The 12,451-nt window shown below is 66.1% G+C and carries 14 protein-coding genes and 1 pseudogene; 5 read left to right on the top strand and 10 right to left on the bottom strand.

What is annotated here, in order from left to right:
• Nucleotides 1-297: 297 nt before the first annotated feature.
• On the bottom strand, nucleotides 298-882 hold the full coding sequence (locus AB0I71_RS09805) for a DinB family protein (RefSeq protein ID WP_357582835.1): 585 nt from the start codon (nucleotides 880-882) through the stop codon (nucleotides 298-300).
• A 182-nt stretch (nucleotides 883-1,064) separates the two neighbouring features.
• Here AB0I71_RS09805 and AB0I71_RS09810 point away from each other — a divergent pair, with 182 nt between their 5' ends.
• Nucleotides 1,065-1,934: a 2-hydroxyacid dehydrogenase gene (locus AB0I71_RS09810; RefSeq protein WP_357582836.1), complete on the top strand. Its 870-nt coding sequence runs from the start codon at nucleotides 1,065-1,067 to the stop codon at nucleotides 1,932-1,934.
• 188 nt (nucleotides 1,935-2,122) lie between these two features.
• Here AB0I71_RS09810 and AB0I71_RS09815 read toward each other — a convergent pair whose 3' ends face one another.
• Nucleotides 2,123-2,479: a hypothetical protein gene (locus AB0I71_RS09815; RefSeq protein ID WP_357582837.1), complete on the bottom strand. Its 357-nt coding sequence runs from the start codon at nucleotides 2,477-2,479 to the stop codon at nucleotides 2,123-2,125.
• A gap of 223 nt (nucleotides 2,480-2,702) precedes the next feature.
• Here AB0I71_RS09815 and AB0I71_RS09820 point away from each other — a divergent pair, with 223 nt between their 5' ends.
• Nucleotides 2,703-3,419 (top strand): SMI1/KNR4 family protein, encoded by a 717-nt coding sequence (locus AB0I71_RS09820; protein WP_357582838.1) that lies wholly within the window; start codon nucleotides 2,703-2,705, stop codon nucleotides 3,417-3,419.
• Nucleotides 3,420-3,801: 382 nt separating this feature from the next.
• Here the strand turns inward: AB0I71_RS09820 and AB0I71_RS09825 are convergent, their stop codons facing one another.
• The 6 genes from AB0I71_RS09825 to AB0I71_RS09850 form a co-directional block, all read right to left on the bottom strand.
• Entirely contained in the window at nucleotides 3,802-4,134 is a 333-nt protein-coding gene (locus AB0I71_RS09825) for a hypothetical protein (protein ID WP_357582839.1), read from the bottom strand.
• Nucleotides 4,135-4,313: 179 nt separating this feature from the next.
• Nucleotides 4,314-4,853 carry a hypothetical protein gene (locus AB0I71_RS09830; protein WP_357582840.1) on the bottom strand — a complete coding sequence of 180 codons (540 nt, stop codon included), beginning with the start codon at nucleotides 4,851-4,853 and terminating at the stop codon, nucleotides 4,314-4,316.
• Between the two features lie 162 nt (nucleotides 4,854-5,015).
• Entirely contained in the window at nucleotides 5,016-5,948 is a 933-nt protein-coding gene (locus tag AB0I71_RS09835) for a serine hydrolase domain-containing protein (RefSeq protein WP_357582841.1), read from the bottom strand.
• Between the two features lie 194 nt (nucleotides 5,949-6,142).
• Entirely contained in the window at nucleotides 6,143-6,856 is a 714-nt protein-coding gene (locus AB0I71_RS09840; protein ID WP_357582919.1) for an ASCH domain-containing protein, read from the bottom strand.
• Nucleotides 6,857-7,674: 818 nt separating this feature from the next.
• Nucleotides 7,675-8,520 carry a hypothetical protein gene (locus AB0I71_RS09845; RefSeq protein ID WP_357582842.1) on the bottom strand — a complete coding sequence of 282 codons (846 nt, stop codon included), beginning with the start codon at nucleotides 8,518-8,520 and terminating at the stop codon, nucleotides 7,675-7,677.
• Nucleotides 8,517-8,810 carry a hypothetical protein gene (locus tag AB0I71_RS09850; protein ID WP_357582843.1) on the bottom strand — a complete coding sequence of 98 codons (294 nt, stop codon included), beginning with the start codon at nucleotides 8,808-8,810 and terminating at the stop codon, nucleotides 8,517-8,519. The genes AB0I71_RS09845 and AB0I71_RS09850 overlap by 4 nt, the downstream gene beginning before the upstream one ends.
• 525 nt (nucleotides 8,811-9,335) lie before the next feature.
• Between AB0I71_RS09850 and AB0I71_RS09855 the strand changes: the two genes are divergently transcribed.
• The 3 genes and pseudogenes from AB0I71_RS09855 to AB0I71_RS09865 form a co-directional block, all read left to right on the top strand.
• On the top strand, nucleotides 9,336-9,683 hold the full coding sequence (locus tag AB0I71_RS09855; RefSeq protein WP_357582844.1) for a contact-dependent growth inhibition system immunity protein: 348 nt from the start codon (nucleotides 9,336-9,338) through the stop codon (nucleotides 9,681-9,683).
• A 192-nt stretch (nucleotides 9,684-9,875) separates the two neighbouring features.
• Nucleotides 9,876-10,118 (top strand): hypothetical protein, encoded by a 243-nt coding sequence (locus tag AB0I71_RS09860; protein WP_357582845.1) that lies wholly within the window; start codon nucleotides 9,876-9,878, stop codon nucleotides 10,116-10,118.
• Nucleotides 10,119-10,294: 176 nt separating this feature from the next.
• Nucleotides 10,295-10,744 (top strand): annotated as a pseudogene (locus tag AB0I71_RS09865) (DUF6308 family protein); the annotation flags it as partial.
• A 261-nt stretch (nucleotides 10,745-11,005) separates the two neighbouring features.
• On the opposite strand, the gene AB0I71_RS09870 reads toward AB0I71_RS09865, so the two are convergent.
• Both AB0I71_RS09870 and AB0I71_RS09875 read right to left on the bottom strand, forming a co-directional pair.
• The gene (locus tag AB0I71_RS09870) at nucleotides 11,006-11,878 is read right to left on the bottom strand and encodes a pentapeptide repeat-containing protein (protein WP_357582846.1); all 873 of its coding nucleotides are present in this window, start codon (nucleotides 11,876-11,878) and stop codon (nucleotides 11,006-11,008) included.
• Nucleotides 11,879-11,925: 47 nt separating this feature from the next.
• Entirely contained in the window at nucleotides 11,926-12,204 is a 279-nt protein-coding gene (locus AB0I71_RS09875) for a CU044_2847 family protein (protein ID WP_357582847.1), read from the bottom strand.
• Nucleotides 12,205-12,451 lie beyond the last annotated feature (247 nt).

A 12,451-nucleotide genomic window follows, 5' to 3' on the forward strand; every position in this document is an offset into this window, starting at 1 on the left:
CCGAGATGCTGGCCCGCGCCCAGGCCGTCACGCTCACGCAAGACGAATCCGAAAGAGCGGCACCCGCCTTCGCCGACGCCGCCGAACTCGCCGCAGCCCGGCGGTAACTCACCATACGAACGCCTCCGCCATCTCGGCTACGTCCGGACGGTGGGTGGCCTCGGGAGCAGTCACCGTCCGTGGCACGCGGTCGGCGGCAGATGAGTGCGGGCGTCCTCGTACTACTGAACCAGGCGCCGAGCCTCGTACGGGCCCCGGGCGCTTCGCCGTTGCGAACGGCGCGGGCCATGTCTCAACTTAAGCCTTGATTGGTGCGGCCGACCTGGCGGCCTGCTCGATCTTCGCGCAGTACGCTGCACGGGCTTCCTCGTCGATTGGCTGCTCGTGTTCGGCGCGCAAACCGGTCCGGCCGTCGAGGCCCTCACGCAGGATGTCGGCGTGCCCGGCATGCCGGATGGACTCGCCGAGGACATGAACCATGACGGCGAACAGGTTCGTGTCGGCATAAGGCTCCGGCCACCACGGCACGTGGCCGGGGGCGTCGAGGGGAAGCTCGTTGATCGTCGCGTCCGAGTGTTCCCACGTACGCCGGTAGAATCCGATGATCTGATCGCAGGTCTCGTCCTCAGTCGCCCACAGATCGCTGCCGTTGGAGTCCTGCCACCGGGGCAGCGATTCCGGGGAAGGGCGATCGAAGACCTCGCCGAAGTACCGGGCCTCGACGGTGGCCACGTGCTTGACCAGGCCGACGAGGTTGGTACCGGTCGCTGTCAAAGGTCGACGTACGTCGTACTCGGACAAGCCGTCGAGCTTCCAGAGCAACGCCTTGCGGTCCCGCCGCAGTCTCCCGTGCAGGTTGGCTTTCGCGAAATCATCGATCACGCGGCATGAGCCTGCCATGGGCTACTCGTGGTCTCAACCGGCGCTCACACCGGGATGCCGCCGCACGTCAAGATTCGAGCGCTCCGCAGCGTCCGCCGTGGTGCCTGGTGGCGGCCCAGTACCCGTCAGACCCAACAGGCAGGATGTTCGCCGTGCGCTTTCTGATCTCTCACCCTGACGCCGTGGCCGAGCTCGGCGATCTGGACGTCGCGTTGTACGACGGCACTCAGCCCGTGCCCGAAAGCCTGGATGATGTTGAGTTCTATGCGGTTCCGTACGGGATTATCGATCCGCGCTTCTGCGAGCTGATCGCCAGGATGCCCCGGCTCAGAGTGGTGCAGACCGTGACCGCCGGCTACGACCATGTCCTTCCGTTCCTGCGGCCCGGCCTGATCCTGGCCAACGGCCGCGGCGTGCACGACGCGGCCACCGCCGAGATGGCCGTGGCGCTTGCCCTGGCTGCCCGGCGCCGGGTGCCGGACTTCGTCCGGGCGGCAGGCGACGGTCGCTGGGCTTCGGGCTGGTCGCCCGGCCTGGCCGATACCCGGGTGCTGATCGTCGGGTACGGCTCGATCGGCGCAGCGATCGAACGCCGGCTGGCGGGGTTCGAGGTGGAAATCAGCCGGGTGGCCCGGAGCGCCCGCCCCGGCGTGCGGCCGGTTTCGGACCTCTCGGAGCTGTTGCCACGAGCGGATGTCGTCATCCTGGCCACGCCGCTGACTCCGGAGACGGAGGGCCTGGTGAACAAGGATTTCCTCGCGCGGATGGCCAACGGTGCACTGCTGGTCAACGTGTCACGGGGACGGGTAGTGGACACCGAAGCATTGCTCGCCGAACTCAACGGAGGCCGGCTGCACGCTGCCCTGGACGTCACCGAGCCCGAGCCACTGCCCGCCGATCACCCGCTGTGGTCCGCGCCGAACGTCCTGATCAGCCCACACGTCGGCGGCCTGACCGCCGCGTTGGCGCCCCGAGCCCGCCGACTACTGGTCAACCAGGTCCGGCGGTACGCAATGGACGAGCCGCTCGTTAACGTCGTCATCGAGCCGTAGTTTCGCTCCACCCGCAGGCCAACTCGCTGCCTCCTGGTTCCACAACAGGGGCGTACAGCATGATCAGCCGCATCGTCATCGACGTGTCCGCAAGGGAGTCACACCGAGGCCGTTTTGACGCAACGTGACCGGTTTCGACTCAGCGCGCACGACCTGCGGCAGATGAGTGAACCGGCACGGCTGCTTCGCTATTGACCGTACGATCGACGCAGCCGTGCGTTGATGAGGACGTTGAGCCGGAACCGCATGTGCCCGATCTTGCTGGCCGTCGGCTCCGGTCCCGGCGTCAGCAGCGTCCAGCGCAGCCGACTTTCATATCCGTCTTGCTCGATATCGAACCGGATCCGTCCGTCGAGCCTGTGCGGCCAAAGAGACGACCAGACCACGAGACTCGGTTCGAGGCTATCCAGGATTTGTGGGTCGACCTCGTCATCAAGCAGGTCCAACCATTGCCGAGCCGTGGGATCGCGAGGCCGGATCAGCGATGCCCAGACAACTCGGGGAGGCGCCGGCTGGGACCGCATTCGGCTACCCAGTTCGATCACATGCCCGAGCATATCGGCCCCACTGGCCCAGGGGAGCGCCCGCGTGGCGGCAGAAGCGTGCATTTGCTGGCCGGAGGTGCGACCGTGTCGAAGCCGGGCAGGTCAACAGAGACGCTTCTCTTCGCCGAGGAACTGCGGCTGCTCGATGGCATCGATGAGGATGTCGAGTCCTGGGAGCACGCGTACGAGACCGTCCGGAACGCCGTGACGCTTCGGTACCCGGATGGCCAGGAGGTTCCTGAGTTTCTTCTCCACCTCGATCGATCTGCGGCCAGAAGCGGATGGCCCAGGCACGAATGCCCTGAACATGACAACTGGCAGATCAGGTGACACCGGTGATCACGTCGATGACCCGGCCGAGTACGTGCCGGACCAACTCCCAGGGAGGGCCATGTTCGACGGGCCTGTTCAGCGGTCCTTTCCGGATCTTGACCCGGACACCTTCTGGGACGACAACGAGTATGCGCTCAGCGCCTACGTCGATGTGCCGCCGTCGCCCGCGTTGATCGACTCAGTTGAGGCGGATCTGGGTTACCGGCTGCCCGCGTCGTACGTGACGCTGATGCGGTCGCATAACGGCGGGATACCCCACCACACGTGCTGCCCGGCACCGAGCCCGACCACGTGGGCCGACACTCACGTCGCCGTGGACGGCATCATGGGAATCGGACGGAAGAAGCCCTACTCACTGGCAGGCGAAGCCGGCAGCCGCTTCTGGATCCAGGAGTGGGGCTACCCGCCGATCGGCGTCTACTTCGCCACCTGCCCCTCCGCCGGACACGACATGATCGCCTTCGACTACCAGAACAACGATCACGGTGAACCGCGAGTCGTCCACGTCGACCAGGAGCGCGACTACCGAATCACCGTACTGGCACCGAACTTCGCATCCTTCATACGGGCGCTACGGCCCGGCAGCGCGTACGAAGACAAGGTTTGAGCCTCACCGTCCGACGCACATCGAAGCCGCACCACGACGCTGACGGGAGCGTTCGCTCACCGACACGACCGACGCCAACTGGTGCTCGGTGTCGGCGTGCAGCCCGTACCGTTCCCGGCCGTTCTTCGCGTGCGTCGTGCCCGGCGGAACGCCGCGACCGGGACACCACGGATGATCCGGTTCCAGCGGGCCAGTAGGTTCGAGGTGAGGTCGGCGGCGGCTTCGAGCCGCACGTCGTCGTACGCGGTCAACATCCGGCTCAGCCGTTGCGGGCCAGGCCCGACGAAGCCGTCACGAATCGTCGGCACCGAGGGCCTTCGGGTGCGGGACGACATCCCGCCAGCCAACGCTTTCCCGCATCCGCCGCCATACCGCCAAGTGATCAGGCCTGGTCAACGGCCATCCGCCGGGCCAAGTCCTCGGCTACCGACTTCACGACCGCTCTCGGCGGCTCCACCCAACTGTCGAAGCGGCCGCCGACCGCGTGTTCGAGCAGTTTCTCCCGGCGGGTGGACTCGATGCCGGCCGCGTCGAGAAACCAGCCGAGCACGGTCATACAGCAGCCGTACCACCCGGACTCGTACTGCGTACGGTCACCGACCGCTGTCACCAGGTGAGCAACCGCGTGCTCCCATCCGTTCAGGTCGTCGGCGGCAAGCGGCAGGAACCGATCGAACCGCTCCGCCACATCGTCCAGCCAGTCGCGCCACTCCATCCGATCCGGGGAATCGGTGTCCGCCCAGCTCAGCTGTCTCGGATGGGGCAGACGCCGGTCCTGGGGCGGCGGGTAGATGGTGATCCGTCCATTGCCCTGAACAGCCCGCCAGGCCGACGGCTCGCCCGAACCGTGATCTCGTGCGTCTGTGGGGGTTCATCCGGCGGTGGCTGCCGCTATCAGGACGATTCGTTTCCGATCGCTGAGGGCGTCGGTTGGTCACGTCCCACGGCGTTGACCCGTGCACGGTCGCCTTTGAAGTCTGGGTTGAGTCGGCCGGCCAGACAGGACCGGTGCGCGGCGAACGACGCACATCCCGGTCCCTCACTGCTGCGCACATCGACGGTGACGCCGTCGCCGCCAGGGCTCAGGATCGTCAGCTGACCACAGCATCCGCACGGCCAGCTGAACTCATGTAGGTCCGCGGCCCGCATCGTGAGGCGTATCCAGACGGGCGGGTGGTACCGGCTGATCTCCTGGACGACCGCGTCGACCTGCTCACCGACTGGCGGGTACTCCTCGGGCAGCGCGCGAGGTGCGCCCGACGGACTGTCGATGACGCCGGCGTCGACCGACGCGCCCACCGTTTCATGCCCGAGGACCTCGGCCATGACCCCCCAACGCTCATGACAGATGATCGTCGCCCGGACGGCGGTGCCCACCACCAGGTCACAACCGACGCTGTCAAAACGCTGCATCGGTTGATCGTCGCGCACCATCTCGTCAGCGGTACAGCCCGGCATGCCGACGCCGTCGAGGGGCAGCCAAAGGCGGACCGGGTACGACTTGCAGCACGTCTGCGCGCGCCGCGGCAGATCCGTGCAGCTGACCTTGGTACAGGCGCAGTCGAGAACAGGTCAATTTGTCTGAGACGTCGTCGGTCACGATTGCGGCTTCAGGCTGGCCGTGTCGAAACCTGGTGAAGGGCTGGTCAGTTCCGTCAGTAGCGCGTCGGCGAGCGGTACGCGACGTTCGGTGTCGTCGGTCGGGGCGATGATGACGAGGCCGATGTCGAGGTTGGGCACCCGGGCGAGGAGCAGGCGTAGCCCGGGCCAGCCTCCACCGTGGCGGTAGGTGGGGTGGCCCGCGTGGCGGCGTACTCCGATACCCCAGGCGTAGTCGAGCGGTCGACCGTCGTCGAGACGTCCGGGAGTGTGCAGTGACGTCGAGATGCCCAAGACGTCGGTGTTCATTGCCTGGCCCCACCGCAGCAGGTCGTTGGCGGTGGACCAGACGCCGCCGTCGCCGAGCGACAGCGGCGCGGGGTGCGGGCAGGCCAGTGGGGTACTCGCCGGTGGCATGGGTTCCGGGCCGGGCCAGAACAGTGTGTCGTGCATGCCGAGCGGGTCGAACAGGTGATGCCTGGCGAGGTCGGCAAGCGGCTGGCCGGCGGCGCGTTGGATGGCCAGGCCCAGACAGACGTAGCCTGCGTTGGAGTACGCGAACGCGGTTCCGGGAGGCCGGTGCGGCGACGAAACGCGGCGCAGCGCGGTGATCACGGCCGCGGTGGTGCGGTCCTCATCGTCACCAAGCGTGGCGTCGATGTGCTCGTCGGCCGGTAGTCCCGCGATGTGATGGACGAGGTGCCGGAGCCGGATGGCCGAAGCCCAGGACGGCAGTTCCGGCAACCACCGCGCCAACGGTGTTTCGATGTCGAGCCGCCCCTGCCGCACGAGCAGCGCCGCACAGGCGGCGGTGAACTGCTTCGACAGCGACGCCGTGTAGACCCGGGTGGCGGCAGTCAACGGCCCACCCCCTGCCACCGCCCCCTGGGCCACGACCACCACCGGCCCGGCCCCACGCTGTACGGCCACGAGAACCGATTCCCCAGGACCGTAGCCCGCCTGAACAACCAACGCGGCGATCACCCGCGATAATCGCAAACCCATCAGTCCACACCCTCGCCACCGACACCAGCATCGGCACAACCGCCGTCGGGCTTGCCCCTCCTCGGTCACGTACCGTGACGCTCGGTCCGCGGCATGAGCGAATATCGTGCAGGACCCCTTCACTCGTCCAGCTCGAAGCGAACGATCACGATCTCGTCGCCCGCTTGTAGGTCCGGGTAGTAGTCACGTAAGCCGGGCAGGATGTCGGCGGCGCTGATGAAGCCGTCTTCTCGGGCCTCGTCGTCGGTGATGCTGTCGATGGGCTTGGCGACGGTGGAGGTGATGCGTCCGGACAGGCATGCCTCGTCGTCGGATTGGAACACCAGCAGTGCCGGTCCCACCTGTACGGGATCTTTGAAGCGCATCGTTACCCTTTTGCTTCCGTCGCGGACGGCGGGAAGGTGCGCGGCTCGAAACCGCAGACGCTGTACTTGCTGGTCCTCCCATTGGAAGGTGTGCGGCAGCAGGCCGGCGATCGGCTCAATCTGGGTGCCCTCGCTGGTGGGGACGATGACGTGGATACCCGGGTAGTAGTCGGCGAGCACCTGCCGGTCGCGTCCGCACGGGGCCAGGACGCCCCGGCCGGCATCGCCGACCGCAACGATCAACCGAGGTGCTCGGGCGCCGGCGGCACGGGCCACCGCGAGAGCCACCAGTTCGGCGCAGGGTCCACCGGTGAAGTGGTACAGGTTCAGGCCGACGTGGACACGGTCGTTCTCGTCTAGGACGGCGGCCGCGACGGTGTGGATGTTGCCGTCGCCGCCTACGCGTAGGGCAAAACGAGCGGCTTTCACCAGGGCGGTCCCAGCGGCGGCGAAGTCAGAGGGCGGCATGATCACGAATGGGAGCCTACGTACAAGCGCACCGAAGCCTCCAGGATTGAACTACCGCACATCGGCATGAGCGAGCATCCCGGGGCGATGATCTAACCTTTGAAGGTCGACGCCTTCGGGCTCGCCGAAGAGGTCACCGAGCAGGAAGCCCTGCTCAGAAGGTTGGCGGTAGGATTCGAGTCCCATTTCCCGGGATCCATACCGCCGCCACCACGACGGCACCCAGAGCCGTAAAACGATGGAACACCGCCCTCGTGGATGGCGTCAGCGGGGCCGGAGACCACAGCCGGCACCATCCAGACAGGGAGCAGCGAACCCTGACCACTTCGGTGTTCTCTGGGAGGTCACGCCAGGCCACTGGCCCACATCGCCGCAGGCCAGAGCCCTCGGCTCCGGCCAGAGTCGGTGACCACTTCGGGCGCGGTGACCACTTCGCCAACCTGCACCCGATCTGCTCCCACTTGAAAGGCCAGCCGATCCAGCAGCCCCTTACCGACGTGACCTGTGCATACTCCCCTACCAGGAGACATAGAGTGCTATCGACTACTGCCCAAAATCGTGGAGCACTCCGTGTGAAGCGGGACGCTGTACCCACTCTGGCCTGCGAAAACACGGAGCCGCAGGTGGGCGCGGGTGCCGTTGAGCGCAGTTGGGTGCCCATTCCATGCAGTTCGATGCTGTTCAGCGCACCCCGTTGCTCCCACCCCGCTCCCAATCATCTGCTGGTTGACGATCGGCGTTCAGACCCTGCTGACGGAATCGGCATGCATGTGGGTGCGGCCCGAGACAGCCCATTGGGACACCTCGACAGGCTGCGGTCAGCCGCGTCGGTCGGGGGGCCGGAAGTCCCACGGCCCGGGTCGACGGGCGGCGACGACGTCCACGTGCGCGCGAACCTGCTGGTCGATGAGTTCGGGTTCGGTCGGGCAGTCTGGTGCGGCGAGGACCTCGGCGCGGGCGCGGTGGGCGGCGGCGGAACGGCGGTAGAAGTGCCGCACCGCGTGCACGTCGAGGGTTGCGTTCCAATCCAGCTCGGTGCAGGACTCGTCGCTGTACCAGTAGCCGCCGGCGTCGCCGGCTGAGGTTGCCCATTCGCGTAGCCGGGCCGGCGTGGCGAGAGCGGTCACCAAGTCGGGTGAGACGGTGACGTCGGCCGGTCGGGGGCTGGGTTCGTAGGTGTGTGCCTGGGGCGCACCGTTTCGCCGGGCGTCCCGTACGGCGTGCAGGACGGCTAAGGATCTGTGGAAGCTGCTGGTGTTCCAGGTGACGGTACCGGTGGGACGGCTGCGCCACAGCTGTGTTCGGCGGAGCCGGCGCCCGGTGGCCGCGGGCAGTACAGTGCGGCCTGCCACGGCGAATACGAGAGTTGGGCTGGGGCGGCCGTGGTCGGGGTCGGGCACGATCCGGCCGGGTTCCAGCACCAGCAGGGTGTCCGGTCGGCGCTGATAGGACAGGCCCCACAGCAGCCGGCCGAGCAGCCGCGCCCCGGCGAGGTCCGAGGAGACGATGGTCCAGTGCCGTTCGGTGCGGGCGGCATAGCGGGTGGGATCGCTCGGGCGCAGGCTGATGACCTGGTAGGTCCGCCCGTCATGACGCCACTGCCGTCGGTGCAGACGCAGTCGACGGGTCAGCGCGGCGGCCGACGGCCGTTCGTCGCCGATCACGGCTCACGCCGGGAGGCGATGACCACCCCGAGTGGGAGGTCTGGCCACTTGCGCCAGGCCTTCGGACGCCGGCCACGCAGGCGGACCTCGACGGCCTCGTCCATCAGTGGATCAGGTGCACCGGTAAGGGCGGCGAGCGTCAGATGGTCGTGGTGCCGGTTGGCCCGGTGCGGGAACCGCTTGTTACGCCGGATGCTGCGGCGCGAGCCCTTGTTGCTCTCGCCGTAGTTGTACCGGCAGTCCCGCGCGTAGCTGAGCGCCTTCTTCTCCTGCGGCGACCGTCGCCTCACCGACCACCCCCTCCGATCCGATGCGTCATCTGGGGCACGATATTCAGCGGCGATGGCGATTGTCACCGCGATTTGGCCGCAACCGGGCCGGGGCAGCGGCGGGTCCGGCAGCGGTCCGCCGCTCACCCCACTGCTCCGATTCGGCTCGCCGAAAGATGCACAGCGACGGCTCCCACGGATGGCCGAACGAGCCGGACCGGGGCGTCCTCGGCCAGGTTGCTCATACCGGGGCAGAGTTTCACTCACCGGACAGCCAGCAGTCTCGTCGGCACGCCGCACCTGTTCCCGTTCATTCGTACCTTCCTGAACCCTGCGGTACGTCCACCGCCTGCTCGCGAGGCTTCTGCGGGTGTCATCTCATCCCCGCTCGTGACCGATCGGCCGCACAGCTACTGACCCCTCGGTGGCCCGCCGAACTAGCAGGCGACCAAGGATTGCCGTGCTAGCTACCCTGACGGCCATGACGACAATCGAGCAGCTTGAGCGGGCCGTTGGCCGGATCCCGGTCCGGACGCCTCATTTCTCGTGACGCGCTGCACGGAGCTGCGACGCAAGCCGTTGGCTGAGTTCACCGTCGAAGACGTGCGCATCATGCTCGGGCAGGAAATGGCTGTGCCGGCTCTGCTCCCTCTCGCGGTACACGTCCTGCTCCGCGACCCCTTGGCAGAGGGCGACTACTACCCGGGCGACCTGCTGGCCAACGTGCTGCGGCTACCCGACTCGGCGTGGGCGGACCTACGAGCGGATCGGAAGCAACTGGCGTCAGTTTTGACTGAACTCGTTGCCGGCCCTCCGTTCTCTGACCCTGACCTAAGGCCTCGCGACCCGGCCCGACAGCTTCGCGGCGCCATCGTGCGGTTTCTTGGCCGTTGAGGCGAAGCTCCTCGTCGGGCAGTCGTAGACCGTCCAGCCCTCTGGGCGGGGACCAGGTGGAGCACTTACCAGCCAACGGCCTAGGGCCCCGGCCGGGGAGTAGTAGCACTTGTGGTGCCCAGCGAGGAATCCGCGGCGACATCTGGGAGCAGGGCCGGGGGTCTGGGACGCAGCCCCAGCTATGGTCTTGCGATGCACGCCGTGAACGTGGTCGGGAGGTTCAACGCGGACAGCATCCTCGAACGGTCATGGGTCCTGCCACAAGACGTTGTTCCGCCGCTCCGGGCTCATGTCAAGATGACCGAAGAGGGCTGGATCATGTACGAGTGGCCCGTGACGGCAGAGATAGCGGCCATCGTGCAGCCCTGGATCGACGAGACGATCGACGCTGCCTCCGACGCGTGGTACATCGGTTCCGAACAGGCACCCGACTAGCAATGCATGCAGGCCTGGTTCGAGTGCTGAACTCGGGCAGGACCAGCTCCTACCCACGCCGGTAGCATCAGCCGATGCCTAAGAGGTTGATCGACATTGTTCGTCGTGAAGGGGTGGGCCATCTCGGGGCTCACTTCACGCCGGGGGCGTACACCGGGCAGTGATTCGAGACCTTCACAGGCGGTGGCGATCGCGTCGAGACACGCGACAGGATTGCTGCGGACGATCTCTATGCGGTGGAGGCGCTCAACGTCCAAGTTCCGTTCGCCGTCGGCAAAGAGTTGCTTGACGGTCAGCTCAGCAGGGACGTCACCGCGTGCTTGCGAGAGATCCCCACCGATGCCGAGCTGGGTACCCGCGACGCAGGCGAGCTGATCGTCGCCGGTGGGCACGCCGATCAGGCAGGGCAGCTGCTGAACAACCGCAACGAGAAGACCGGTGTCGGCTGGGTGATCGCCGGCAAGCTACTGGCTCGCAAGCGGCCGAAACTCACGCCCGTCTACGACCCGATCGTCAGCTGCCAGTTCGGAACGCCGAAGCATGTGTGGCTGAAGCTGCACGACCAGCTAGCCAAGCACGATGGTGAGCTACGGGCTGCCCTCCAGTCCGCCCTCGTGCTGAGGTAGATCACCGACGGGCGTCCACGGAGTGTTTGTAGTCCAACGAGAACGGCTGGTCGGGGCCGAGATCACCGATCAAGAGAGACCGGTCAGGATCGACGCCGCCAGGCGGGCACTGCCGATCCGACTGACCGAGGTAGAACCACCCTGGGTGCTCACCACCAGCGTTCCACCCAGGTCGGCTGCGGCTGCCGCATGGCGAACGAAGGCCTCATCGAAAGGTGGACGACCTGATCGTGTGGTTCTCACCCCTGCGGGCAGGCGACCTCAGGTAGGAGCGGGGGCCTCGTCGGAGTCTGTGCTCTGAGTGTCGGCTGCACCTGTGCGCTTTGTGGGGACCGTGGCGGCGGTGGAGCGGGTGGGCTGTGGAAATTTTCCGGTGCCGTCTGCTGCCCCGCCGATCGCACCGAGTTTCAGCGCATGTTCACGGAATCCGGATGGCGCTTCCTCCACCGCTGCGATGCGGGTGCCCCTCATCGACGAAATTTGCTCCCAGTTGAGGAGGTCCGCGAGGTTCGCGCGTTCGAGGTTCGCTCCGTCGAGAACTGCCTCGGCAAGGTTTGCGCGTCGGAGGCGAGCACCTGTGAGGTTCGCATTCGAGAGGTCGCTGCGGAAAAAATCCGTCTCCTCAAGCGTTGCCCCAGCCAGCTGTGCGTGACGTAACGAGGCCCCAGCCAAGTATGCACCGATGAAATCCGCGCCATCCTCGACGACGAGGTCGTCCATCACCGCATCGGTGAAGTGGGTTGCACGGTAGGTTCCCCCGGATATTCGCGCACCTTTCATCCTGGAATCATTGAGGAAGGCCCCATCGAACGTTACTCTTTCGAAAACAGCGTCGTTGAGAAACGCCCCACTAAGGGCTGCCTGGGATAGGTCACAATCGTGTACGCTACCATCGGTCAGCCAACCCTGCGCCCTAATCTCTTTCGCTGCACGAAGTGCAAATCCTTTGTCGCTTGAGCCCATTTCGCGGATCAATTGCTGCTTTTGGTATTCGGCTTCTCGTCGTGCATACAGGCGATCCACGAGGAGCACCGTGAGCGAGATGCTCAGCAGGGTCGTGGCTGCATTCGCGTAGAAGTCCCGGACGAACTGACTGCCGGACCAGTCCACCGGATACCAGTAGGCGAAAACCATCAAGACTCCGACTGCGCCGATTACCTTGGCTAGACGTTCGACAGACATCAGATGCCCTGATGGGTGGCGGGGCCGTCGGCTTCGATGTTGAGCTTGAAAACAATGCTCGCGTCAGCAGTTCCCCTGGAGATTACGAACCCTGCCTCTGCATCTAGTTTTAGGCCAAACTCGATGCTCCCTGCTCGTACGCCGCTGATGGCAAGCCCGCGCCGTGCCGCGCGAACGATACCTTCTACAGCGCGGTCCATATCTGTCTCGGATCGGATTGGTCTGCCGTGACGGCCGAAGGACTTTTCGCTGACTTTGTCGTCGCCTTCGTAGAGCATCCCGTCGTCTGTACGGAGAATTTCTCCCACATCAAGCCTTTCGATCACGTCCTGTGGACGCCAGTAGCGACGACATGTTCATACCAGCCGTCCAGTCCACCGGGTATCGACGTTCGTTTGCCACCCATGGGACGTCCAGGCATCTACATGTTCGCGATTACCCGACGGTGTGGACGAGAGACGGCGTTGGTCTGGATCCAACGACGCAGTTGAGTGCCGTTCGACGCCGTTGGGCGCGGTTCAGGGC

The organism is Micromonospora sp. NPDC049891, assembly GCF_040660295.1.
Lineage (GTDB): Bacteria > Actinomycetota > Actinomycetes > Mycobacteriales > Micromonosporaceae > Micromonospora.